Annotated in this window: 15 protein-coding genes; 3 read left to right on the top strand and 12 right to left on the bottom strand. The window is 65.6% G+C overall.

Annotation, left to right across the window (positions count from 1 at the left end):
- Nucleotides 1-25: 25 nt before the first annotated feature.
- The 4 genes from NX782_RS18120 to NX782_RS18105 form a co-directional block, all read right to left on the bottom strand.
- Complete coding sequence (locus tag NX782_RS18120; RefSeq protein WP_258846881.1) at nucleotides 26-1,714, bottom strand: M14 family zinc carboxypeptidase; 1,689 nt, start codon at nucleotides 1,712-1,714, stop codon at nucleotides 26-28.
- A gap of 39 nt (nucleotides 1,715-1,753) precedes the next feature.
- The gene (locus tag NX782_RS18115; protein ID WP_258846880.1) at nucleotides 1,754-3,265 is read right to left on the bottom strand and encodes a sensor histidine kinase; all 1,512 of its coding nucleotides are present in this window, start codon (nucleotides 3,263-3,265) and stop codon (nucleotides 1,754-1,756) included.
- On the bottom strand, nucleotides 3,262-4,161 hold the full coding sequence (locus NX782_RS18110) for a type 1 periplasmic-binding domain-containing protein (RefSeq protein WP_258846879.1): 900 nt from the start codon (nucleotides 4,159-4,161) through the stop codon (nucleotides 3,262-3,264). Before NX782_RS18110 ends, NX782_RS18115 begins: the two co-directional genes overlap by 4 nt.
- 155 nt (nucleotides 4,162-4,316) lie before the next feature.
- Nucleotides 4,317-4,967, bottom strand: a complete 651-nt coding sequence (locus NX782_RS18105; protein WP_258846878.1) for a response regulator — start codon at nucleotides 4,965-4,967, stop codon at nucleotides 4,317-4,319.
- 248 nt (nucleotides 4,968-5,215) lie between these two features.
- Here NX782_RS18105 and NX782_RS18100 point away from each other — a divergent pair, with 248 nt between their 5' ends.
- From NX782_RS18100 to NX782_RS18090, 3 genes are all read left to right on the top strand, one after another.
- On the top strand, nucleotides 5,216-5,836 hold the full coding sequence (locus tag NX782_RS18100) for an energy transducer TonB (RefSeq protein WP_258846877.1): 621 nt from the start codon (nucleotides 5,216-5,218) through the stop codon (nucleotides 5,834-5,836).
- Nucleotides 5,837-5,925: 89 nt separating this feature from the next.
- Nucleotides 5,926-8,265, top strand: a complete 2,340-nt coding sequence (locus NX782_RS18095; protein WP_258846876.1) for a M28 family peptidase — start codon at nucleotides 5,926-5,928, stop codon at nucleotides 8,263-8,265.
- 9 nt (nucleotides 8,266-8,274) lie between these two features.
- Nucleotides 8,275-9,909, top strand: a complete 1,635-nt coding sequence (locus NX782_RS18090) for a M28 family peptidase (protein WP_258846875.1) — start codon at nucleotides 8,275-8,277, stop codon at nucleotides 9,907-9,909.
- Between the two features lie 34 nt (nucleotides 9,910-9,943).
- On the opposite strand, the gene NX782_RS18085 is transcribed toward NX782_RS18090, so the two are convergent.
- The 8 genes from NX782_RS18085 to rplL all read right to left on the bottom strand — a co-directional run bounded on the left by NX782_RS18085 (nucleotide 9,944) and on the right by rplL (nucleotide 24,440).
- A complete protein-coding gene (locus NX782_RS18085) occupies nucleotides 9,944-12,685 on the bottom strand; it encodes a hybrid sensor histidine kinase/response regulator (protein ID WP_258846874.1) in 2,742 nt (913 codons plus the stop codon).
- A 110-nt stretch (nucleotides 12,686-12,795) separates the two neighbouring features.
- The gene (gene sodC / locus NX782_RS18080; RefSeq protein WP_258846873.1) at nucleotides 12,796-13,392 is read right to left on the bottom strand and encodes a superoxide dismutase [Cu-Zn] SodC; all 597 of its coding nucleotides are present in this window, start codon (nucleotides 13,390-13,392) and stop codon (nucleotides 12,796-12,798) included.
- Nucleotides 13,393-13,492: 100 nt separating this feature from the next.
- Nucleotides 13,493-14,017, bottom strand: a complete 525-nt coding sequence (locus tag NX782_RS18075; protein WP_258846872.1) for a GNAT family N-acetyltransferase — start codon at nucleotides 14,015-14,017, stop codon at nucleotides 13,493-13,495.
- Nucleotides 14,014-14,598, bottom strand: coding sequence for a helix-turn-helix domain-containing protein (locus NX782_RS18070; RefSeq protein WP_258846871.1), 585 nt, complete (start codon nucleotides 14,596-14,598; stop codon nucleotides 14,014-14,016). Before NX782_RS18070 ends, NX782_RS18075 begins: the two co-directional genes overlap by 4 nt.
- Before the next feature lie 49 nt (nucleotides 14,599-14,647).
- Nucleotides 14,648-15,205: a cysteine hydrolase family protein gene (locus NX782_RS18065; protein WP_258846870.1), complete on the bottom strand. Its 558-nt coding sequence runs from the start codon at nucleotides 15,203-15,205 to the stop codon at nucleotides 14,648-14,650.
- Nucleotides 15,206-15,310: 105 nt separating this feature from the next.
- Nucleotides 15,311-19,558 carry a DNA-directed RNA polymerase subunit beta' gene (gene rpoC / locus NX782_RS18060; protein WP_258846869.1) on the bottom strand — a complete coding sequence of 1,416 codons (4,248 nt, stop codon included), beginning with the start codon at nucleotides 19,556-19,558 and terminating at the stop codon, nucleotides 15,311-15,313.
- Between the two features lie 106 nt (nucleotides 19,559-19,664).
- On the bottom strand, nucleotides 19,665-23,774 hold the full coding sequence (rpoB, locus tag NX782_RS18055) for a DNA-directed RNA polymerase subunit beta (RefSeq protein WP_258846868.1): 4,110 nt from the start codon (nucleotides 23,772-23,774) through the stop codon (nucleotides 19,665-19,667).
- A 291-nt stretch (nucleotides 23,775-24,065) separates the two neighbouring features.
- On the bottom strand, nucleotides 24,066-24,440 hold the full coding sequence (rplL, locus tag NX782_RS18050) for a 50S ribosomal protein L7/L12 (protein ID WP_052234154.1): 375 nt from the start codon (nucleotides 24,438-24,440) through the stop codon (nucleotides 24,066-24,068).
- Nucleotides 24,441-24,443 lie beyond the last annotated feature (3 nt).

The following is a 24,443-nucleotide window of genomic DNA, read 5'->3' as shown; positions in this document are numbered from 1 at the left end:
TGGAACTGCGTGGAACCGCTGCGCTTCAGTCGATCATGAAGACCGGATAGCGGCGCCATTCCGGCTCGACGTAGCGCGTGCAGTTGGCGAAGATGAAGTCGAGCACCGCGCCCTGGTCCTTCAGCAGATCCGGGTTCGCCTGCTTCCAGTCCGCGAACTTGGCGGCCAGCGCGGGCTCGTCGCGCAGCAGCTTCTCGGCTTCGTCTTCGAACACGTAGTCCGAATACGCTTCCTTCTTTTCCAGCACGCTGTTGAAGAAGCCCCAGCGGAAGAAGCTGTCGTGGCCCAGCGGCTCCAGCATCTCGACCGCGTAGCGCGCATTGTCCTGGTCCAGCGGCACGATGTAGTCGCCGGCACGCAGCGTCACGCTGGCGCAGCGGCGCTCCAGCTGCACCTCGTCGTGGAACATGTGGCCTTCGTAGGCATGCGGGCGCGAACCCACGGACTTGATGTGGTAGCAGGCCAGTTCCTGCTCGCGGTCCGCCGTCACGCGCTCCATGCGCACGCCGTTCCACTGCAGGCGCTCGATCACTTCGCGCCACTGCTGCGGCACCACATAGGCCTTCGGCGCCCACACCACCACGTCGGCCGGGAAGCGGTCATAGTAGGGGATGTCTTTTTCGAAGGGCGCGCTGCGGTCGTACCACAGGCGCTGGTAGTCGCCCAGCACGCTCGGCTTGTATCTGGCCTCGTAGCCCTTGAAGCGGAAGGTCGAGTGATTCGACGCATCCATCGCCCAGTGGATCGGCCATTCGCGGCGGCTGCGGCCCTGCTCCTTGGCGGCGCGGCGCAGCTGGACGATTTTCTCGCCATGGGCGACCGTGAAGTCCAGCGCCGTCTCGACCAGCGCGCGCATCGAGTGGTAGCGGTCGGCGAAGGGTTTCAGCATGTGGGTCTCGGGCATGAAGCCGATTGTGTGGTGCAGCGCCGCGTAGCCGGTCGAGAAGCGCGGCGTTTCGAGGAAGTCGGCGATGCCGTCATCCGGCGTGTCCTTGACCGGGTTCACATAGGGGCAGGTCGGCCAGCCGCGCTTTTCCATCTCGGCGTACATGGCCGGCAGCATGGTCTCGCGCAGGAAGGTGCCCAGCTCGCCGCCCAGCTTGTCGGCCTGGGTCTGGATCAGGGTCATCGTGTAGCTGTAGTCGGCGCCGTTCGAGGTGTGGGTGTCGACCATCACGTCCGGCTGCCAGGCGCTGAAGAATTCGTTGAACACGCGCGCGGTGAAGGTGTCGCACTTGACGAAGTCGCGGTTCAGGTCCAGGTGGCGGCTGTTGCCGCGGAAGCCGAAGGATTCCGGGCCGTCCTGGTTCACGCGCGAGGTGTTCTGGCGGTTGAAGGCGCCGTCGACGTTGTACAGCGGGATGAAGATGAACACGGTGCGGCCCAGTGCCGCCAGGCGCTCCGGCTGCTGGCAGAAGTCGCGTACCAGCGCCATGCAGGCGTCCACGCCTTCCGGCTCGCCCGGGTGGATGCCGTTATTGTTGAAGAACACCGGACGGTTCTCGCGCTTGATCTCGAAGCGGTCGAACACGCCGTCCGCGCTGATCACGCCGGCGTGGATGGGCACGCCCGCATCCGAGGTGCCGATCTGGCTGAAGCGCAGCACGCGCGGGTAGCGCTTGGCGAGTTCCTCGTACCAGGCGATGCAATCGGCCCAGGTGGTGGTCTGGTTCTGGTTGCCCTTTTCGAAAGGCGTGATCAATTCATTGGACATGGTAGCCGTCTATGGATGGTGATGGTGAGGCGAAGACCGCTACGATACCGCAGGTTCGCCCTTGAGTGGCAGCTTGATCGCCACCGTCGTGCCGCGCCCCGGCTGGGAACGCACCTGGATCGTGCCGCCGACGGCGAACACGCGCTCGCGCATGCCGATGATGCCGATGCCTTCGGAGGCCAGGGCCGGATCGAAGCCTTCGCCATCGTCGCCGACCTCGATGTGCAGGGCGTCATCCTCGTCCGAGAGAATCAGGCTGACGTGGGCGGCGCCGGCGTGCGCGTGCTTCATGATGTTCGACAGCGCTTCCTGCACGATGCGGTAGGCGGAAATCGCCAGCTCGTTGTTCAGGCGCGAAAAATCGCCCTCGGTCTGGAATTCGAAAGCGATGCCGGAACTGGAGCGGTAATGGCTGACCATCTCCTCGACCGCGCCGTGCAGGCCCAGCATGTCCAGCACCTCCGGGCGCAGGCGGCGCACCAGGCGCCGGCCGTTCGCGTACAGGTCGAGCGCGAGCTTGGTGATCGCCTGCGCCTTGGCCGCGATCTGCCCGGTTTCCGGACTCGGCGGCGCCTTGGCGGCCAGCTGCTGGATGGTCTGCGATTCCAGCCGCACCGCGATCAGGGACGCGTTCAGCTCGTCGTGGATCTCGACCGCGATGCTCTTGCGCTCATCCTCGATGATGTTGTTGACCTTCTGGATCAGCTTGCGCTTGTCGGCGTCGGCGCGCAGCGCCTCGTTGCGCGAGGCCAGCAGGTCGCGGGTGCGCTCGGCCACCTTGTTTTCGAGGTCCTGCTTGGAGCGGTCGAGCGCCACCGACATCTCGCCGATCGAGGCCTGCAGCTCGCCGACCTCGCCGCCGGTGGTGACCGGCAGCGCGACGCGGTAATTGCCGCCGCGGATCTCGCGCAGAACACCAATCGCCTCCTGCAGCGGCACCGTCAGGCTGCGCGCCAGGAACCAGCCCAGGACACCGCTCGCGGCCAGGGCCAGCGCCGCCAGCGCCAGCTCGACGCGGAAGCGCCGCAGCTGCTTGGCCATCATGCTGGTCGGCGACATCGTCACCCGCACCTTGCCCACCACCTCGGGCGCGAACGTGGGCGGACGCGTGTCGCTGGAAGCGGAGACGTGTGGCGTGCCATTGTCCGAGAACAGGTTAATCCATATCACCTGCTTGCGGATCGGCGCCTCGTAGTAGCGCCCGTCGGCCGGGGCCGAGATCGGGTGCGCGGAAACCGCGCTGACCTTGTTCCTGCCGCTGGTGTCGATCACATCGATGCGGTACACGCTGCGGTCCGACTGCACCAGGCCATTGATGGTCAGGCGCAGGTCGGACAGGTTGCCGGAGATGACGTTGTACTCGCTGGTTTCGGCCAGCGCGCGCGCCAGGATGCGTCCGCGCTCGGCCAGCTCCTCGTCGACCTGGGCGCGGTGCGAATACCAGGAATACCAGACGAAGGACGAGAACAGCAGCACCACCGGCAGCATGGTGATGAAGGCCATGCGCAGGCCGATGCTCCAGCCGCGCCAGAAGGACAGCGTCGGTTTCATGGCCCGCGCGCCGCCGCCGGCAGGCGCGAGAAGCCGCGCACCGCGTCGCTCACCGTCAGGTCGAGCGAGCGCGCCACGCCCTCGTTGACGATGGTGCGGAAATAGCGCGGGAACTGCGGCGGCGCCAGCTCGCCGCCGGCCACGTAGGCAGCGGCGATCTCGGCGACCTGGGCGTCGATGTCCTCGATCTCCGAATAGGTGGTGGCCAGCGCGCCGGCCTTCACCATGTCGCCGGAGAAGCCGATCACGCCCTGCTTGTGGCGGTAGGTCGAGAGCAGGATGTTGCGGATGCTCTCGGTGCTGTAGACGGTGCTGTCGGGCAGGGCCAGCAGCACGTCGGTCTGGGCGACCTGGTTCAGCAGGCGGTTGATGTCCTCGCCGCCGGCATCCAGCACCGCCACCTTGTCCGCTTCGAGCGCCGGCCGCAGGAAAGCGGTGTCGACGCCGAGGATGGCGGCCACCCGCACCGGACGCCGGTACAGCAGCGCGGCCAGGCGCAGCTGGTCGCCGGGCGCCGGCTCGGCATAGACGGCGGTGCTGGCCGCCGGCTGCGTGCCGCCATGCGCGGCCTTGTCCATGAGGGCGCGGTAGACCTGGCTCGAGGTGAAGGCGGAGATCACGACGCAGTCGCAGCGCTTGCTTGTCACTTCACGCAGGGCAGCCGGGCCGACCACCACGTAGACCATGCGGCGGCGCTGGGCCAGCTCGGTGCGGAAGGCGGAAAAGATCGGGACCAGGCGTTTGTACAGGTCTTCGGCGATGCGCCGGGTAACGGCGCTGTCGTCGCTGGCGGCGGTGACGATCTGGAAGCGGAAGCCCTGGATGGGGTCCTTGGCGGGCCGGGCGGCCTGGGCGGGCAGAACCAGGGCCGCCAGAATACTGATCAGGAGAGTCAACTTGGGTCCCCGCCTTCGCGGGGACGACGGCGTTTGCACGTCATTCCCGCGCATGTTTCGCACGTCATTCCCGCGCATATTTCGCACGTCATTCCCGCGCATATTTCGCACGTCATTCCCGCGGAGGCGGGAATCCAAGTTCCGCCCTATGTCCATCAAGGCTCGATCAGACCATGCTTCACCGCCAGCTTGGTGATGTAGGCCTGCCGGTGCACGCCCAGCTTTTCCTTCACCGACTGGCTGATGTTGCTGATCGTCTTGGTCGACAGGTTCAGGCGCTCGGCGATCTCGTTGTTGGTCAGGCCCTCGGCCATCAGCTTGAAGATCTCCAGGCTGCGCTCGTCCAGCATCGACTGCGGCGAGACGTCGCCGCGCACCGCCAGGCTGGCCAGGCGTTCGGCGATCTGCGGCAGGAAGTACAGCTTGCCCGCATGCGCCTGGCGCACGGCTTCGGCCAGGTCGGCCGGGTCGCAATCCTTGGTCACGAAGGCATGCGCACCGAGGCGGTAGGTTTCCTTGATCAGGCTGTCCTGGTCGAACTGGCTGAGGAACACGATCTTCGCCTGCGGATCGGCTTTCAGGATGTTCTGGGCGGCGTCCATGCCGGTCAGTTCGGTGCCGAAGCGGATGTCCAGCACCGCCACGTCGGGCTTCTGCTCGGCGTACATCGCCACCGCCTCGTCGGGGGTCTTGGCCTGGCCTACCACTTCCATGCCCTGCGCGCCGAGCGACATGGCGAAACCGGTCATCACGATCGGGTGGTCGTCCGCCAGCATCACGCGGATCGGTTTTTGCTCTTTCTTCATCTGCTTACCATTCTCTGGTATGGGAATGGTGTGATTATTCCATACAAGAGCGGCAACTCCAACGAAGCCACAACGCTCAAACAAGAGAAGATAATTTACCAAGAATTCGCTTTACACATTGCTAGCACCTAGCATATATTGATTCCACATCTTAGCCAAACCGCTTCCAACCTGAATCGACAACACGGAGGACAGCCATGCATTTCTCTCATTCGCCTCACGGCAATGGCAACAAAACCACGAAATTCATGTTGATCGCCGGCCTGCACGTGGTGCTCGGCACCCTGCTCGTCCAGGGCCTGGGCACCCGGCACCTGTCCTTGACCAGTCCCCCCGACGACTTGACGGTGACGCTCGAGCCGACGCGGCCCGAACCGCCGCCGACGCCGGTGGATCCGCCGAAGCCGATGCAGCAGCTGGCCCCGCCGGCAATCGTGGTGCCGAAGGTCGAGGTCGACGTGGCGCCGCCGCTCGAGGCGCCGCCCCTCGTCACCACTACCAGGACCGAGCCGACGCCACCGCCCGCCGCCACATCCGGCGTCGCCCCCGAGGTAGCGCCGGCCGCGAAACCGGCCACGAATACCGGCCAGATGCACTCCGCGGTCCTTGCCGATGCCAACAGCTGCGCCCTGCCGGCTTATCCGGCCAGCGCGGCGCGCAACGGCGAGACCGGTACCACCACCCTGGCCCTGCTGGTCGGCACGGATGGCCGCGTGAGTTCGGCGCGGGTCCTGCAGGGCAGCGGTTCGCGCACCCTGGACCGTGCCGCGCTGAGCGCGCTCAGCCTGTGCAAATTCAAGCCGGCCATGAACAACGGGGTGCCGGAAGCCGGCTGGGCCCAGATGGCCTATGTCTGGACACTCGACTGAGCCGCCCCAGGTCTCGCTAACGCGTTCCCTTTACAGCCCGCCCGTCCCCTCTCTCAGCCGGCGGGCTTTTTTTTCGTCTGGAGATCTCGATGTCGCACGACTCCGCCCTGCCCGGCGCCGCCGGGATGCAGGGCCTGGCCGCCGCATGCCTGCTGGGCGCGCTGCTGGCCTGGCTCGCGCTGGCCCCGCGCCAACTTCCCGTGCCCGATGCGGCAAGCAGGACGCCTGCCGCGGCCGGCTTTTCGGTCGCCCGCGCCCAGGCCCACGTCCAGGCGCTGTCGCAGGCGCCGCGCCCGGTCGGCAGTCCCGCCAACCAACAGGCGCGCGATTACCTGCTGGCCCAGCTGCGCGGGCTCGGGCTGAAGCCGGAAGTACAGACGGAGACGGTGCGCGCCGCCTCCGTGGATCTGACCGCCAACGTGCGCGTGACGCTGGCCGAGGTCCACAACGTGATCGTCAGGAAGCCGGGCATGGTGGTGGGCCACGGCAGCCGGCCGGCAGTGCTGGCGGTGGCCCGCTACGATTCGGGCGCCGCCAGCCTGGGCGCGGCCGACGGCGCCGCCTCCAGTGCGGCCCTGCTGGAAACCCTGCGCGTGCTGCAGGCGGGGCCGCCGCTCGACAACGACCTGCTGGTCGTGTTCACCGACGGCGATGGCGGCCAGGCCCTGGGCACGCGCGGCTTCGTGCAGTCGCATCCGTGGGCGCGCCGCGCCAGGGTCGCCCTGCGTTTCGACAATCTCGGCAACCGCGGCGCGCTGCAGCTGATCGGCGCCGAGCGCGCGGACGGTTTCACGGTCGACGCCTGGTCTTCGCTGGCGCCGGGTCCGCAGGGCTCGTCCTTCATGGGCGAGCTGTACGCCCGGCTGCCGCAGCACGCCGGCGCCGCGCTGCTCGCCGATCCGGGTCCGGCGGTGCTGCATTTCGCCACCACCGCCGGCCCCCTGGGCGGCGGCGCCTGGGACGTGCCCGAGCGCCTGGACGCCGCCAGCCTGCAGCACGAGGGCGACACCATGCTGGCCCTGCTGCGCCACTTCGGCGCGGCGGCGCTGCCGGAACCGGAAGCACGCGGCCAGGTCCTCTTCACGCTCCCGGCGCTGGGCGTGCTCCATTATTCCTATTTGCTGGTGTGGCCGCTCGCCCTGCTGGCCGGCGTGCTGTGCGTGGTGGTCTGCAGAAGCGCCATCCGGCGCCAGGACCTCGACGGCATCGACATCGTGCACGGCGCCTTCGGCTTTCTGCTGATGCTGATGCTGTCCATCGCCGCGGCCTGGGTCTGCCGCGACTTCCTGCCCGGCCTCGCGCCGCGCTACGATGTCGGGCTGCTGGCCGAAGGCCCTGGCCTGGCCGCCGCGGTGCGCTGGCAGCTGCTGGCCTTCACGCTATTGCCGCTGACCGCCTTCATCGGCCTGCAGCGCATCCTGCAGGCGCGGATCGGCGTGCACGCCATGCTGCTCGGCACGATGTGCGTGCTCGCCATCGCCCTGCTCTGCGCCAGTTGGCTGGCGCCCGGTGCGAGCTATGTGCTGGCCTGGCCGCTGCTGGCGGCGCAGGCGGCCTGGCTGGTCCTGGCCAGCCGTCGCGCCCAGGGCTGGCGCGCGGCATACAGGCGCATCGTGCTGCTGCTGGCCGCGCTGCCGGCGGCATTGCTGATCGTGCCGGCGGCGCGCGACAGCCTGCTGCACCTGTCGCCGGCCTGGCTGGTGCTGCCTTCGGTGCTGGGCTGCTGCCTGCCCGCCCTGTGCGGCCCGCTGCTGGCGGAAGTCGGCACGCGGCTGGTGGTGCGGCCGCTGCTGCTGGGCGTGTCGATCTGCCTGGTGCTGGCCCACCGCGCCAGCCCGGTCCCGCCCGAGCTGCCGGTGCCGAACCAGCTGGTCTACTTCAAGGACACGCCCAGCTGGCAGGCCTTCTGGATGTATCCGGCGGGGCCGCTCGATGCCTGGACGCGTACGATCTTCCCCAACGCCCTGTATCCCTACCAGCTGCCTTACATGCTCGGCGACGGCAGCCCCCCGGTGTGGTACGCGGCGGCCAGGCGCAACGACGCCATCGCCTATCCGGACCTGATCGTCGAGAAAGACCAGCGCGGTCCCGCAGGGCGTCACGTGGCGTTCCTGCTGCGCTCGAAGAACCGGGCGCCGGAACTGCTGCTGCGCATCCCGGCCGCCGATACGCTCAAGACCACGGTCAACGGCCGCGTGCTGACCGACCGGCGCTACCGCGGCTGGACGCTCGACCTGCACGGCATGCAAGACCGCGAGCTGCGCTTCGCCATCGACTTCGTCCACGATCAGCCCTTCACGGTATTCATCCAGGAGCGCATACCGGGGCTGCCCGACCACGAGCTTCCGCCGCGTCCCGCCGGCATGCTCCCGCGCCTGCTGCCGCAGACCGGCACCACGATCTCGTCCGACGTGCTGATCTTCCGCTAGAATGGCCGGATGCAAAAAATTGTCCATACCACTTTCGCCGCCAGCCTGGCGCTGGCCTTTTCCGCACACGCGGCACAACCCGTCAACAAGGCCGCTGCTCCCGCGGTTGTCCAGGAAGCGCCGCTGCGCGCCCATCTGGCCTTCCTGTCCTCGGACGCGCTCGAAGGCCGCGGCACCGGCCAGCGCGGCGGCGAACTGACCGTCACTTACCTGGAGACCCAGGCCATGGCCGCCGGCCTGCTGCCGGCAAACAAAGGCAGCTACCGCCAGAGTGTGCGCATCGCCGGCGTGAAGGCGCAACCGCAAGAGAGTTCGGTTTCGCTGGCCGCGGGCGGCAAGCCGCTGGCGCTGAGCTTCGCTAAAGACTGGGTCTGGGCGCCGGGCGATGCCAGGGCGGTGCACGACATGGATGCCGAACTGCTGTTCGTCGGCTACGGCATCACGGCGCCGGAAGAAGGCGGCTGGGACGACTACAAGGGCGCCGACGTCAAGGGCAAGGTGCTGGTCATGCTGGTCAACGACCCCGCCCCCACCAGCGCCGAGCCGGCGCGCTTCAATGGCAAGGGCCTGACCTACTACGGCCGCTGGACCTATAAATTCGAGGAAGCGGCGCGCCGCGGCGCGGCCGGCGTGCTGCTGATTCACACCGATGCCTCCGCCTCCTACGGCTGGAGCGTGGTGCAGAACAGCTGGACCGCCGAGCGCTTCCAGCTCGCCGACGCCGACCTCGGCACCGGCATGCAGGGCTGGATGACGGATGCGGCGGCGCGCACCTTGTTCAGCGCCGCCGGCCAGAACCTGGACAAGCTGCGCGCAGCGGCCGAAGACAAATCCTTCAAGCCGGTGCTGCTGAACGCCCGCGTGCAGGGCCAGGCCAAGGCGGCGGTGCGCACGCTGGAACAGTTCAACGTGGCCGGCATCGTGCCGGGCACCGACCCGAAGCTGAAGGACGAACTGGTGATCTACAGCGCGCACTGGGACCACCTGGGCATGCAGGGCGATCCGGCCAAGGGCGACGTCATCTTCAACGGCGCCGTCGACAATGCCTCGGGCAGCGCCGGCCTGCTGGCGATGGCCCAGGAAGCGGTGCGGCATCCGGCCAAACGCAGCCAGATGTTCCTGTGGGTCGCGGCCGAAGAACAGGGCCTGCTGGGCAGCGCGGCCTATGCCGCCCGTCCGCTGTGGCCGCTGAACAAAACGGCGGCGGCGCTGAACCTGGACAGCCTGAACTTCGTCGGCGCGGTGAAGGACATCGGCGTGCAGGGCAGCGAACGCAGCAGCCTCGGCCTGCTCGCCGCCAGCACCGCGAAAGCGATGGGGCTGACGGTAGCCGAAGCCCGCCCCGACCTGTCCGGCGGCTACTTCCGCAGCGACCACTTCAGCTTTGCCAAGGCCGGCGTGCCGGCGTTCTCGATCTCGGGCGGCCACGACTGGGTGAAGGACAAGGCGGCCAGCGATGCCAAGCGCAAGGCCTATGGGGCACGCTACCACCAGGCCGGCGACGAATACGATCCGAACTGGGACCTGTCCGGCATGGTGCAGCAGGCGCAGTACACGCTGAACCTGGGCCGCATGGTGGCGGACGCGCCGGCGATGCCGGCCTGGAAGCCGGGCGACCAGTTCGCGAAGGCGCGCGCTAACTAAGTACCCTTCCCCGTCAAGCTTGGTAGCGCTGAGCCTACGTTTGTAGAGCTTGGGTCCCCGCCTGCGCGGGGACGACGGCATGTACGCGCGCCAGGATCTGCGCCAGCTTGGCGATATCGACCGGCTTCACCAGGTGATGGTCGAAGCCGGCCTGGCGCGACAGCTCGCGGTCGCGCTCCTGGCCGTAGCCGGTCAGCGCCACGAACACGGCCCTGGCATGCGCCGGCAGGCGGCGCAGGCGACGCGCCAGTTCGTAGCCCGTCATGTCGGGCAGGCCGATGTCGAGGATGAAGACTTCGGTGCCCGCGATGTCCGGCGCGCGCAGCGTGCTCGAGGCGTCCTCGAACACCTGCACCGTGTGGCCGTGGGCGCGCAGCAGCACCGCCAGCGAATGGCCGGCGTCCAGGTTGTCGTCGACGATGGTGACCATCAGCGGCCGGGTCTCGGCGGCAGCCAGGTGCGCGCGCGGGGCCTGGCCGGCGCGTGCCGGCGCCGCTGCCAGCGGCAGCGTGACCGTCATCGTCGTGCCCTGCTGGGCGCCGCCGCTGGAGGCGGCAACAGTCCCTTCGTGCATGCGCACGATGCTCTTGACCAGCGCCAGGCCGATGCCCAGGCCGCCCTGCGAGCGGTCGGGCGCGCGGTCGGCCTGGGTGAACAGGTCGAAGATGTGCGGCAGCAGCTGGGCGTCGATGCCGCTGCCGTTGTCGCACACGCTGGCCGTGCTGGTGTCGCCGTCGCGGGTCACGGACAGTGCGATCCGGCCGCCGGCCGGCGTGTACTTGGCCGCGTTGTTGAGCAGGTTGACCAGCACCTGGATCAGGCGCGTGCGATCGCCCTCGACCAGTACCTGCTCCGGCGGCAGATCGACCACCAGCGCGTGGCGGCGTTCCTCGATGTGCGGGCGGGCCTGTTCGACGGCGGCCATCGCCACCTTGTTCAGGTCCAGCACCTCGGTTTCCAGTTTGATCAGGCCGCGGGTCACGCGCGAGACGTCGAGCAGGTCGTCGACCAGTTCCGTCATGTGGCGCACCTGGCGCGAGATGATGTTGCTGGCCTTCAGGCGCAGGCCCTCGTTCACTTCGGACAGGCGCAGTAGCTGGGCGGCGCTGGTGATCGGCGCCAGCGGGTTCCTCAGCTCGTGCGCCAGCATTGCCAGGAACTCGTCCTTCATCTTGTTGTGGCGCTCGGCCTCGGCGCGCGCGGCGCGTTCGCTGGCCAGCAGGTGTTCACGCTCCTGGGCCGCCTTCTGTGCCATGTCGTACAGGCGCGCGTTGTCGATCGCGATCGCGGCCTGGCCGGAAAAGGCGCCGATCAGCTCTTCGGTGCGCGCGCTGAACATGCCGGGTTGCGAATGGCCGAAGCACAGGCCGCCGATCACCTCGCCCGAGCGCGACACCACCGACGCCGCCAGGTAGCTGCGCACCGGCAGATGACCAGGCGGCATGCCGTGGTGCGGCGCCATCGAACCGTAGCGCGGGTCGGTGGTGATGTCGTCGCTGCGGATCGGCGCGCTGCCGGAAAAGGTCGGGGCGAACACCGCGGTGGCGCGCGGCTGGCCGAAATCCTGGAAGGCTTCGCGCGGCGCTCCGCTCAGGGTGTAGAGCAGGTAGGCGTCGCCGTTGCCGTCGGTGTGGTTATGGAAGAAGGCGCCGAATTCGGCGCCGGTGAGCTGTGTCGCGGCGTCGGTGATCGCCTGCATCAGCGGTTCGAGGTCGAGGGTCGAGGCCAGCTTGCCGGTGGCGTCCTTCATCAACTCGAGGGTACGGGTTTCTTCGCGCAGCGCCTGCTCGGCGCGGATGCGGCGCAGCGCTTCCCAGGCACGCCGCGCACTGTCTTCCAGCAGGTGCACTTCGGCGGTTTCCCAGCGCTGGGCGACCGGGGCATGCAGCGCCATCACGGCTTCCAGGCGCGCGCCGTCCATCAAGGGCACCACCAGGCCGGACACGATGCCCTGCGCCAGCCAGGCATCGGCGCCGGCAATGTCCGCTTCCGCGGCGACGTCCGGCACGCACACGGTCTCGCCGTGCAGCAGCAGGGCGGCGCGCCCGAAAGCCAGCATCTCGAGCGGCACCACACGTCCCGCTTCGCCGTCCGGCGCGCCCTGGCGCCACTGTTCGCGGATCACGGCCGCCTGCGCCGCATGGTCGACCGTCGCATACACCACCACCGTCTCGGTGGCATAGCGGCTGACCTGGCGCCAGGTTGCCTGCAGCAGGGCGTCGGCGGCGGTTTCGGCGCGCAGGATGTCGGCCAGCGCCAGCTGGAAGGCGTGACGGCGCTCGGCCATCACCTTGCCGGTGGTCTCGACGAAAGTGGACAACACGCCTTCGACCTTGCCCTCCTCGCTGTAGACCGGGCTGTACGAATAGGTGAACCAGCAGGTCTCGAAGTAGCCGTAGCGGTTGATCGATAGTTCCAGCTTGTCCGAACCCTGCGCTTCGCCACGCTTGACGCTTGCCCACATCGGACCGATCACCGGCCAGATCTCGGCCCAGGTCACGCGGGTATCGTTGCCCAGCGCGGTCGCGAACTTGTCGCCGAGGATGGGGGCGTAGGCGTCGTTGAAGAATTGCGTATTGCCCTCGCCCCAGGCCAGGTACATCGGCAGCCGGCAGTCGAGCAGCGTGCGCACCGCCAGTTGCAGGCTGAAGGGCCAGGACGCGACCGGACCGACGGCGGTCGTCTCCCAGGGATGGCGCTGCATCAGCAGCTCCATCCCGCTCACGTTCTCGGCGTGTGCATCTGCGGACGCGGCAAGGTCGAAAGGCCAGGGCATAGTATCGTCGAACGGGACCGATCCGGATGGTCGGCTCAGCTACCCATCATAGCAGGCATTGTTAAATCAATGCATACACTCGATGCAATATTTCCGCTATGGCCAGCTGCTTACTGGATCACACCACAGGCGATGCGCTCGCCCCCGCCACCCAGCGGCGCCGGTTTGTCGGCGTAGTTGTCGCCGCCCGCGTGGATCATCAGCGCCTTGCCCTTGATCTCGGCCAGGCTCTTGAGACGCGGCGCCGTCACCGGCACGGTGGCGCGGCCGTCGCCGCCCACCACCAGCGGCGGCAGGTCGCCCAGGTGGCCGGCACCGGTCGGGCCCAGGTGCTGCTTGCTGCCGCTTGGGTCGAGATGGCTGCCGGCGGCGCCCGCGGCGACCTTCTTGCCATCCTTCTCATTGACGCCGCAGCTGCCGTTTTCGTGCACGTGGTAGCCGTGCGGCCCCGGCGGCAGGTCGGTCAGCTTGGGCGTGAACACCAGGCCGTTCGGCGATTCGCTGATCGAGACGACACCGATCATCTTGCCGGTACCGGCGGCGGTGACCAGGGTCATCGGCGCCTGTAACTGGCCGCTGGCGCCCGCGGCGGCAGGCACCGGGGTCTGGGGCGCTTTGGTGGACTGGTCCGCGCTGGTCGACTGGGCACTGGCAGCGGCGGCTGCGGCGAGGGTGCAGGCCAGCAGGGCGATTCTGGCGTTGTTCATTACCGTCTCCTTTCAGGTTTGGATGAGGAAGCGGAGATAGTGTATGTCAAGCTTATAGCCGGGGGCGGACGGTACGCTCGGCCGTCGTTGCGGCGCCGGTTCAAACGTGCTTGTAATAGAACGCCGTCGCGCACAGCGCCCCATCCGGCAGGTACGCATAATCCGGCACCACGCCGACCCGCTGCCAGCCCAGGCGCTCATATAAACGCTCGGCGGTGCTGCTGGCCGTGTCCAGCACCAGCACGCGCCTGCCCTGCGCGCGCGCGGCGTCTTCCACCGCTTCCATCAGGCGCCGGCCGATCCCAGCGCCGCGCGCACGCCGGTGCACCAGCAGCTTGGCGACGTCGGCGCGATGCGGCTGGTTCTCAGGCATGTCGGTGATCAGCTGCACCGTGCCGACGATGCCTCGATCGTCTTCGGCCACCAGCAGGGTGCGCTCGCCGCGCGCGACGGCTTCAAGCACCTTTTCCCAGAACGCCAGCGCGGTGGCGCGCGCCATCGGCAGCATGAAGCTCACCGAGGCGCCGCCCTCGACGCAATCGCGCAGCACCTCGGCCAGCTCGGCGATGCGTTCCCGGGTTTCGGCGGCGTCCAGGCTGCGTACAGTCATCGTGTCGGTCGTCATGCTTCCCTCCGCGGCGGTTTGTGGACTTGCGTGACCAGTGCGACCAGATAGCGCGCCGGCTGATCGGTCGGGTTGTGGTAGGCGATCGGCTGGTCGAGCCGCATGGCGAGGCAATCGCCGGGCGCCAAGGTCCACAGCGTGGCGCCGACCGTGACTTCCATCCTGCCTTCGATGAGCCAGACCTGCTGGTGGACCTCGGCGTCGCGCGTGCTGGTCTCGTAGGCGACGCGCTGCCCGGCCGGGAAGCTGACCTCGACCAGCTGGATCGGCGAATACATCGCCGGCGACAGGTTGCGGCGCACGTAGCCGGAACCAGGGTCGGTCCACACCGGTTGATCTTCTACGCGCGCGACCGGCGACGGCGCATCGGCGGCCGACTTTTCGAACAGCGAGGCGACCGTCACGCCGAGTGCCGCGCTGAGCTTATCGAGCACGGTGGCGGTGGCACTGCTCTCGCCGCGTTCGATCAGCGAGATGTTGGATCGACTGACGCCGCTGCGTTCAGCGAGCTGCGCAAGCGAGAGACCCTGGGCGTCGCGCAGTTCGCGCAGGCGCTGGGCGATGAGCTGGTTGATGTCCATGTCGTCCAGTATAGTGGATATAAATATCCTGTAAACTGGATTTTATGGATCAGCGCGGCAGTTCGCGCAGCAGCTCCGCCGTTGTGCGCACCGTGGCGTATTCGCCGTCCAGGTTGGCCAGCGCCATGAGGTGCACTTCCTTGGCGCTGCGCAGGGTGCCGCCGAAATCGCGCTTGTCGAACGTGAAGCAGGCGTCCGCCACCACCACCGTCTCGAAGCCCAGGTTGCCAGCCGTGCGCGCGCTCGCCTCGACCGAGTTGTTGGTGCTGACGCCGGCGATCACTAGGTGCCGGATGCCGCGTGCGTGCAGCCAGCGTTCGAGGCCCGTGTTGATGAAAGCGTCGGGCACGTTCTTTTCGACCACGTGTTCGTGGGCCAGCGGCAGGAAGCGGTCCTGGAATTCGACGCCATCCTGGCCCGGCGCGAACACCGACGATGGCGAACGGCTGATGTGGCGCACGCTGACCACGGGTTGCCCTGCTTCGCGCCAGGCGGCGTGCAGGCGGGCGATGTTGTTCTCTGCGTCGGGATTGTTCCGGGGCGGCAGAGCCGGGCTTTGCATACCCTTCTGCATGTCGATGATGATCAGTGCGGTCGGTGTGTTCATGGCGATCCATTATGCCCGGCCGCACGCCGCATGGACGAAAAAAAACGGCACCCGAAGGTGCCGTTCTCATCAGCCGTTATCAGCGGCTGGAAGCTGAAGCGAAAATCACTCGCCGTCGCCGTGGTTCTGTTCCAGCGAAGCCGCAGCAGTCTGCTGGTCTTCGACAGCCTGCAGTTCGGCAGCCATGTTGGCCTTCTCCTGCTGCAGCAGCGCCTGACGCTCTTCGGCTTCCCACTGCTCTTTCTCCTTGCGGGCGCGGTGGAATGCCAGACCGGTACCGCCAGGGATCAGGCGGCCGACGATGACGTTTTCCTTCAGGCCGCGCAGACCATCGCGCTTGCCCATGATCGCCGCTTCGGTCAGCACGCGGGTGGTTTCCTGGAACGATGCGGCCGAGATGAACGAGTCGGTCGACAGCGATGCCTTGGTAATACCCAGCAGAACGTTTTCGTAGGTCGCCGGCAGCTTGTTGGCTGCGATGACGCGATCGTTCTCTTCCAGCAGTTCCGAACGCTCGACCTGCTCGCCGACGATGTAGTCGGTGTCGCCGGCTTCGACGATCTGGACACGGCGCAGCATCTGGCGAACGATCACCTCGATGTGCTTGTCGTTGATCTTCACGCCCTGCAGACGGTACACGTCCTGCACTTCGTCGACGATGTAGCGGGCCAGCGCTTCGATACCCAGCAGGCGCAGGATGTCTTGCGGATCGGCCGGGCCGTCCACGATCATCTCGCCCTTGTTCACCACCTGGCCGTCGTGCACCAGCACTTGCTTGTCCTTGGTAATCAGGAACTCGTGCTTGTTGCCGTCCATGTCGGTGATTTCCAGGCGCTGCTTGCCCTTGGTTTCCTTACCGAAGGCGACCGTACCGGTGACTTCCGCCAGCATGCCGGCATCTTTCGGCGAACGGGCTTCGAACAGCTCGGCAACGCGCGGCAGACCACCGGTAATGTCACGGGTCTTCTGCGACTCGGTCGGGATACGTGCCAGCACTTCACCCACCGACACTTGCTGACCATCTTTGACCATGATCAGTGCGCCGACCTGGAAGCCGATCGTCACGGCGTGCTCGGTGCCGGCGATCTTCACTTCCTGGCCTTCTTCGTTCAGCAGCTTGACCTGCGGACGATTGACCTTGCCCGAACCGCGGCGTTTCGGGTCGATCGCCACCAGGGTTGCCAGGCCGGTCACTTCGTCCACCTGGCGAGCGACGGTGACGCCCTCTTCCACGTTTTCGAACTTGATCGTGCCACCGTATTCCGTGATGATCGGACGGGTCAGCGGATCCCAGGTTGCCAGCGGCACGCCTGCTTTCACCACCATGCCGTCGTGGACGGTCAGGGTCGCGCCGTACGGCACCTTGTGACGCTCGCGCTCACGGCCGTGGTCGTCGGTGATCAGCACTTCGCCCGAACGCGAGATGACGATCTGCGCGCCCTTGCCGTTGGTCACGTAACGCATGGTCGCGGTGAAGCGGACCGTACCGTTCGACTTGGCTTCGACCGACGATGCCACTGCCGCACGCGATGCCGCACCACCGATGTGGAAGGTACGCATGGTCAGCTGGGTACCCGGCTCACCGATCGACTGTGCAGCGACCACACCGACGGCTTCGCCGGCGTTGACCAGCAGGCCGCGGCCCAGGTCACGGCCGTAGCACTTCGCGCACAGGCCATAACGGGTGTCGCAGTTCAGCGGGGTGCGGACCTTCACTTCGTCGATACCGACGCGCTCGATCTCTTCGACCATGTCTTCGTCCAGCAGCGTGCCGGCTTCGTACAGGGTTTCCTGGGTTTCCGGATTCACGATGTCGGTACCGGCAACACGGCCGAGGATACGGTCGCGCAGCGGCTCGATGACTTCACCGCCTTCGACCATCGCCTTCATGTGCGTGCCGTTGGTGGTGCCGCAATCGTCCTCGATCACCACCAGATCCTGGGTCACGTCGACCAGACGGCGGGTCAGGTAACCCGAGTTCGCGGTCTTCAGCGCGGTGTCGGCCAGACCCTTACGGGCGCCGTGCGTCGAGATGAAGTACTGCAGAACGTTCAGGCCTTCGCGGAAGTTCGCGGTAATCGGCGTTTCGATAATCGAACCGTCCGGCTTCGCCATCAGGCCGCGCATACCGGCCAGCTGACGGATCTGGGCTGCCGAACCACGGGCGCCCGAGTCGGCCATCATGTAAATCGCGTTGAACGATTCCTGGGTGCCGTGGGTGCCGTCGCGCTTGACGACCGGTTCCACCTTCAGCTGGTCCATCATCGCCTTGCCGACTTCGTCCGAGGTCTTGCCCCAGATGTCGACGACCTTGTTGTAACGCTCGCCGGCGGTGACCAGACCCGAAGCGTACTGCTGCTCGATCTGCTTCACTTCCGCTTCGGCGGTCGCGATCATGCCCTTCTTGACGTCCGGGATCAGCATGTCGTCGACGGCGATCGAGATACCGGCGCGGGTCGCCAGGCGGAAGCCCGACTGCATCAGCTTGTCGGCAAACACGACGGTCGCACGCAGGCCGCACTTGCGGAACGACGTGTTGATCAGCTTCGAGATTTCCTTCTTCTTCAGCGGACGGTTCAGCACCGAGAACGGCAGGCCTTTCGGCAGGATCTCGGACAGAATCGCACGGCCAACGGTGGTCTCGTAGCGGGTCAGGGTCTGGTCGAAGCCGCCCTGCTCGTTCTTCGGGAACTCGACGATACGCACGGTGATGCGGGTCGCCAGCTCGACTTCCTTGTTGTCGTACGCGCGGATGACTTCCGACACGTCCGGGAACATCATGCCTTCGCCCTTGGCGTTGATCGCCTCGCGGGTCGCGTAGTACAGACCCAGCACGATATCCTGCGACGGGACGATCGACGGCTCGCCGTTCGACGGGAACAGGATGTTGTTCGAAGCCAGCATCAGGGTGCGGGCTTCCATCTGTGCTTCGATCGACAGCGGGACGTGGACTGCCATCTGGTCACCGTCGAAGTCGGCGTTGAATGCCGCGCAGACCAGCGGGTGCAGCTGGATTGCCTTACCTTCGATCAGCACCGGCTCGAACGCCTGGATACCCAGACGGTGCAGGGTCGGCGCACGGTTCAGCATGACCGGGTGTTCCTTGATGACTTCTTCCAGGATGTCCCAGACCACCGGTTCCTGCTGCTCGACCAGCTTCTTCGCCGCCTTGATGGTCGTTGCCAGACCCATCAGTTCCAGCTTGTTGAAGATGAAGGGCTTGAACAGTTCCAGCGCCATCAGCTTCGGCAGACCGCACTGGTGCAGTTTCAGCTGCGGACCCACCACGATGACCGAACGGCCCGAGTAGTCGACGCGCTTGCCCAGCAGGTTCTGACGGAAACGACCGCCCTTACCTTTGATCATTTCAGCCAGCGACTTCAGCGGACGCTTGTTGGCGCCGGTCATCGCCTTACCGCGACGGCCGTTGTCCAGCAGCGAGTCCACTGCTTCCTGCAGCATGCGCTTTTCGTTACGCGTAATGATTTCCGGTGCGCGCAGTTCCATCAGGCGCTTCAGACGGTTATTACGGTTGATGACGCGGCGATACAGGTCGTTCAGGTCGGAGGTCGCGAAACGGCCACCATCCAGCGGGACGAGCGGACGCAGCTCCGGCGGCAGAACCGGGAGCACTTCCATGATCATCCAGTCAGGCTTGATGCCCGAACGCTGGAACGCCTCGAGCACTTTCAGGCGCTTGGCGTACTTCTTGATTTTCGCTTCCGACTTCGACTCTTTCAGTTCGACGCGCAGCGCTTCGGCTTCGCGGTCGATGTCGATCGAGCGCAGCAGTTCACGGATGCCTTCGGCGCCCATGAATGCGGTGAAGTCGTCGCCGTACTCTTCGTACTTGGCGGCGTAGTCGTCTTCCGACATGATCTGGCACTTCTTCAGCGGGGTCATGCCCGGATCGGTCACGACGTATGCTTCGAAGTACAGAACGCGTTCGATATCGCGCAGGGTCATGTCCAGGACCATACCCAGACGCGACGGCAGCGATTTCAGGAACCAGATGTGGGCGACCGGCGAAGCCAGTTCGATGTGGCCCATGCGCTCACGGCGCACCTTGGCCAGCGTGACTTCGACGCCGCACTTCTCGCAGATCACGCCGCGGTGCTTCAGGCGCTTGTATTTGCCGCACAGGCACTCGTAATCCTTGATCGGGCCAAAGATCTTGGCGCAGAACAGGCCGTCACGTTCCGGCTTGAAGGTACGGTAGTTGATGGTTTCCGGCTTTTTGACTTCGCCGTACGACCACGAACGGATTTTCTCGGGCGACGCCAGGCCAATCTTGATGGCGTCGAAGCTCTCGTTTTGCTGAACTTGCTTGAATAGATCGAGCAGTGCTTTCATTTATCACTCCGGGTGATTGAATTCTTTACTTCAGTCGTCGTTCCCGCGAAAGCGGGAACCCAAGTACTTGGACCCCCGCCTTCGCGGGGGCGACGGGGTACTGGCCTTAGCTGCGCTCGAGATCGATGTCGATACCCAGCGAGCGGATTTCCTTCACCAGCACGTTGAACGATTCCGGCATACCTGCATCGATCACGTGGTCGCCCTTGACCAGGTTCTCGTACACCTTGGTACGGCCATTCACGTCGTCCGACTTCACGGTCAGCATTTCCTGCAGCACGTAGGACGCGCCGTAGGCTTCCAGTGCCCACACCTCCATCTCACCGAAGCGCTGGCCACCGAACTGGGCTTTACCACCCAGCGGCTGCTGCGTCACCAGCGAGTACGGACCGGTCGAACGGGCGTGCATCTTGTCGTCGACCAGGTGGTGCAGCTTCAGCATGTGCATGAAGCCGACGGTGACCTTGCGCTCGAATGCTTCGCCGGTGCGGCCGTCGTACATCGTGACCTGGTTCTTCGACGGGGTCATGCCCAGGTGGGTCGCGATCTCGTCCGGGAAGGCCAGGTCCAGCATGCGGCGGATTTCGTCTTCGTGCGCACCGTCGAACACCGGGGTCGCGAACGGCACGCCGTTCTTGAGGTTGTTCGCCAGCGTGACGATTTCTTCGTCGCTGAAGTTGTCCAGGTCTTCCTTCTTGCCCGTTTCGTTGTAGATCTTGCCCAGGAAGGCGCGCAGCTGCTCGGTCTCGGCCTTGGCCTTGATCATTTCGCCCAGACGCAGGCCCAGGCCCTTCGCCGCCCAACCGAGGTGGGTTTCGAGGATCTGACCGACGTTCATACGCGACGGCACGCCCAGCGGGTTCAGCACCACGTCGGCCGGGGTACCGTCCGCCATGAACGGCATGTCTTCCACCGGCACGATACGCGAGACCACACCCTTGTTACCGTGACGGCCTGCCATCTTGTCGCCCGACTGCAGGCGGCGCTTGACGGCCAGGTAGACCTTGACCATCTTCTGCACGCCCGGCTGCAGCTCGTCGCCCTGGGTCAGCTTCTTGCGCTTCTCTTCGAAGGCCAGGTCGAACTGGTGACGCTTCTCGTTGATCGACTCCTTCATCGCCTCCAGTGCGTTGGCGGTTTCGTCGTCGGCCGGACGGATATCGAACCAGTGGAACTTGTCGAGGTCAGCCAGGTATTCCTTGGTGATGACCGCGCCCTTGTTCAGCTTCTTCGGACCGCCGTTGACGGTCTTGCCCACCAGCAGACGCTCCAGACGCTGGAAGGCGTCGCCTTCGACGATGCGCAGCTGGTCGTTCAGGTCCAGGCGGAAACGCTTCAGCTCATCGTCGATGATCTGCTGGGCGCGCTTGTCGCGGACGATGCCTTCACGGGTGAAGACTTGCACGTCGATCACGGTACCAACCATGCCCGACGGCACGCGCAGCGAGGTGTCCTTCACGTCGGACGCTTTTTCGCCGAAGATCGCGCGCAGCAGCTTCTCTTCCGGGGTCAGCTGGGTCTCGCCCTTCGGGGTGACCTTACCGACCAGCACGTCGCCGGCTTGCACTTCGGCGCCGATGTAGACGATGCCCGACTCGTCCAGACGAGCCAGTTGGTTTTCTGCCAGGTTCGAGATGTCGCGGGTGATTTCTTCAGGGCCCAGCTTGGTATCACGGGCAACCACCGACAGTTCCTCGATGTGGATCGAGGTGTAGCGGTCGTCCTTGACGACATTCTCCGAGATGAGGATCGAGTCCTCGAAGTTCAAGCCGTTCCACGGCATGAACGCCACCAGCATGTTCTGGCCCAGTGCCAGTTCGCCCAGGTCGGTCGATGCGCCGTCGGCGATCACGTCACCGCGAGCAACACGGTCGCCGACCTTCACGATCGGACGCTGGTTGATGTTGGTGTTCTGGTTCGAACGGGTGTACTTGATCAGGTTGTAGATATCCACACCGACTTCGCCGGCTTGCGCCTCGTCGTCGTTCACGCGGATCACCACACGGCCGGCGTCGACGTAGTCGACCAGACCGCCACGGGTCGCCTGCACGGTGGTGCCCGAGTCGACGGCGACAGTGCGCTCGATACCGGTACCGACGAAGGCTTTTTCCGGACGCAGGCAAGGCACGGCCTGGCGCTGCATGTTGGCGCCCATCAGTGCACGGTTCGCGTCATCGTGCTCGAGGAACGGAATCAAGGAAGCTGCCACCGACACGACCTGGCCCGGGGCCACGTCCATGTACTGGATGCGTTCCGGCGAGACCAGGATGGTTTCGCCGGCTTCACGTGCCGACACCAGCTCGTCGACCAGCTGGCCTTCTTCGTTGATCGCGGCGTTTGCCTGGGCGATGATGTAGCGGCCTTCTTCGATCGCCGACAGGTATTCGATCTTGTCGGTGACTTTCGAACCGTCGACCTTGCGGTACGGGGTTTCCAGGAAGCCGTATTCGTTCAGGCGGGCGTACAGTGCCAGCGAGTTGATCAGGCCGATGTTCGGGCCTTCAGGCGTTTCGATCGGGCACACGCGGCCGTAGTGGGTCGGGTGCACGTCGCGCACCTCGAAGCCGGCGCGTTCGCGGGTCAGGCCGCCCGGGCCCAGTGCGGAAACACGGCGCTTGTGCGTGATTTCCGACAGCGGGTTGGTCTGGTCCATGAACTGCGACAGCTGCGACGAACCGAAGAATTCGCGGATCGCGGCCGAGATCGGCTTGCTGTTGATCAGGTCGTGCGGCATCAGGTTGTCGGCTTCGGCCTGGCCGAGGCGTTCCTTGACGGCGCGCTCGACGCGCACGAGGCCGGCGCGGAACTGGTTTTCGGCCAGTTCGCCCACGCAACGCACGCGGCGGTTACCCAGGTGGTCGATGTCGTCGACTTCGCCGCGGCCATTGCGCAGCTCGACCAGGATCTTGATCACGGCCAGGATGTCTTCGTTCGACAGGGTCATGTCGCCGGTCAGTTCGTCACGGCCGATGCGGCGGTTGAACTTCATGCGGCCGACAGCCGACAGGTCGTAACGTTCCGGCATGTAGAACAGGCCGTTGAACAGTGCCTCGACCGATTCTTCGGTCGGCGGCTCGCCAGGACGCATCATGCGGTAGATCGCCACGCGAGCGGCGGTCTGGTCGGCGGTGTCGTCGGTGCGCAGGGTCTGCGAGATGTAGCCGCCCTGGTCCAGGTCGTTGGTGTACAGGGTCTGGATCGCCGAGATGTTGGCGTCGCGCAGCTTGCCCAGCAGCTCGTCGGTCAGCTCGTCGTTGGCGTTGGCGATGATCTCGCCGGTGTCGCCGTCGACGACGTTGGTCGCCAGCACGCGGCCGACCAGGTAGTCTTCCGGTACCGAGATGTAGGTGATGCCGGCAGCTTCGATGTCACGGACGTGCTTGGCGTTGATACGCTTGTCCTTGGTGACGATGGTCTTGCCCGACTTCGGATCGACGATGTCGAAGCGCGCGACTTCGCCGCGCAGGCGCTCGGCCACGAACTCGAGTTCCGCGCCTTCCGAGCGCAGATTGAAGTTGTCGAACACGAAGAAGTTGGCGAGGATCTGCTCCGGCGTCATGCCGATGGCTTTCAGCAGGATCGTCACCGGCATCTTGCGGCGGCGGTCGACGCGGAAGAACAGGATGTCCTTCGGGTCGAACTCGAAGTCCAGCCACGAGCCGCGGTAAGGAATGATACGTGCCGAGAACAGCAGCTTGCCCGAGGAGTGGGTCTTGCCGCGGTCGTGCTCGAAGAACACGCCCGGCGAGCGGTGCAGCTGCGAGACGATCACGCGTTCGGTGCCGTTGATAACGAACGAGCCATTGGCGGTCATGAGCGGCAGTTCGCCCATGTACACTTCCTGTTCCTTCATTTCCTTCACGACCGGCTTGGTCGGCGATTCCTTGTCCAGGATCACCAGACGCACCTTGGCGCGCAGCGGCGACGCGAAGGTCAGACCGCGTTGTTGGCATTCCTTGACGTCGAAAGCGGGGTCACCCAGCACGTAAGAGAGGAACTCGAGGCGCGCAAAACCGTTGTGCGACACGATCGGGAAGATGGAGCTGAAAGCCGACTGCAGGCCTTCGTTCTTGCGCACGGACGGCGCTGCGTCCGCTTGCAGGAAATTCTCGTAGGACTCCAGCTGCGTAGCCAGGAGATAGGGAACGTTGTGAACGTTGGCGCGCTTCGCGAACGACTTGCGAATGCGTTTCTTCTCAGTAAATGAGTAGTGCATGGACACTCCGTGAGTGACAGAAAGGGATGAGACTTCAGGGATTGCGAGTAGCGTTGCCACCACATGCAAGACCTCAAAACTCGCCACCGTTCGCCAGGTGATAAAGGACAGCCGGTACTGCTGTGTTACGATTACTTCCGTACTGCGGGTGATACTCTGTATTGCAGGGGTAACGCGTGTTTGTCGCAGGGACGACAAAAGAGCCAAAGCCGCATACCCCACCTTTCGGCGGGGATCTGCAAGCTTTGACTCCGGCTTTGGGCACCGTTGCCGGCGCCCATTGCATATGTATTACTTGAGCTCGGCCTTGGCGCCAGCTTCTTCCAGCTTCTTCTTGGCGGCTTCAGCGTCAGCTTTCGGCAGGGCTTCCTTGACGGTCTTCGGTGCGCCGTCGACCAGGTCCTTGGCTTCTTTCAGGCCCAGACCGGTGATTTCGCGGACGGCCTTGATGACGCCGACCTTGTTCGCGCCGACTTCAGCCAGCACGACGTTGAATTCGGTCTGCTCTTCAGCTGCCGGAGCAGCTGCGCCGCCGCCAGCTGCCGGTGCTGCCATAGCAGCTGCCGACACGCCGAACTTCTCTTCGAATGCCTTGACCAGGTCGTTCAGTTCCATGACCGACATTGCGCCAACTGCGTCCAGGAACTCTTCTTTGCTAATTGCCATTTG

Source organism: Massilia norwichensis (genome assembly GCF_024753245.1).
Classification (GTDB): Bacteria; Pseudomonadota; Gammaproteobacteria; order Burkholderiales; family Burkholderiaceae_D; genus Telluria; species Telluria norwichensis.
Note: the sequence above shows the minus strand (reverse complement) of the source record. Positions and strands in the feature narration are given on the sequence as shown.

Coding starts and splice junctions, on each gene's coding strand:
- NX782_RS18120 (WP_258846881.1), bottom strand. CDS start 1,714: ATGTCCAATGAATTGATCACGCCTTTCGAAAAGGGCAACCAGAACCAG.
- NX782_RS18115 (WP_258846880.1), bottom strand. CDS start 3,265: ATGAAACCGACGCTGTCCTTCTGGCGCGGCTGGAGCATCGGCCTGCGC.
- NX782_RS18105 (WP_258846878.1), bottom strand. CDS start 4,967: ATGAAGAAAGAGCAAAAACCGATCCGCGTGATGCTGGCGGACGACCAC.
- NX782_RS18100 (WP_258846877.1), top strand. CDS start 5,216: ATGTTGATCGCCGGCCTGCACGTGGTGCTCGGCACCCTGCTCGTCCAG.
- NX782_RS18095 (WP_258846876.1), top strand. CDS start 5,926: ATGTCGCACGACTCCGCCCTGCCCGGCGCCGCCGGGATGCAGGGCCTG.
- NX782_RS18090 (WP_258846875.1), top strand. CDS start 8,275: ATGCAAAAAATTGTCCATACCACTTTCGCCGCCAGCCTGGCGCTGGCC.
- NX782_RS18085 (WP_258846874.1), bottom strand. CDS start 12,685: ATGCCCTGGCCTTTCGACCTTGCCGCGTCCGCAGATGCACACGCCGAG.
- sodC (WP_258846873.1), bottom strand. CDS start 13,392: ATGAACAACGCCAGAATCGCCCTGCTGGCCTGCACCCTCGCCGCAGCC.
- NX782_RS18075 (WP_258846872.1), bottom strand. CDS start 14,017: ATGACGACCGACACGATGACTGTACGCAGCCTGGACGCCGCCGAAACC.
- NX782_RS18070 (WP_258846871.1), bottom strand. CDS start 14,598: ATGGACATCAACCAGCTCATCGCCCAGCGCCTGCGCGAACTGCGCGAC.
- NX782_RS18065 (WP_258846870.1), bottom strand. CDS start 15,205: ATGAACACACCGACCGCACTGATCATCATCGACATGCAGAAGGGTATG.
- rpoC (WP_258846869.1), bottom strand. CDS start 19,558: ATGAAAGCACTGCTCGATCTATTCAAGCAAGTTCAGCAAAACGAGAGC.
- rpoB (WP_258846868.1), bottom strand. CDS start 23,774: ATGCACTACTCATTTACTGAGAAGAAACGCATTCGCAAGTCGTTCGCG.
- rplL (WP_052234154.1), bottom strand. CDS start 24,440: ATGGCAATTAGCAAAGAAGAGTTCCTGGACGCAGTTGGCGCAATGTCG.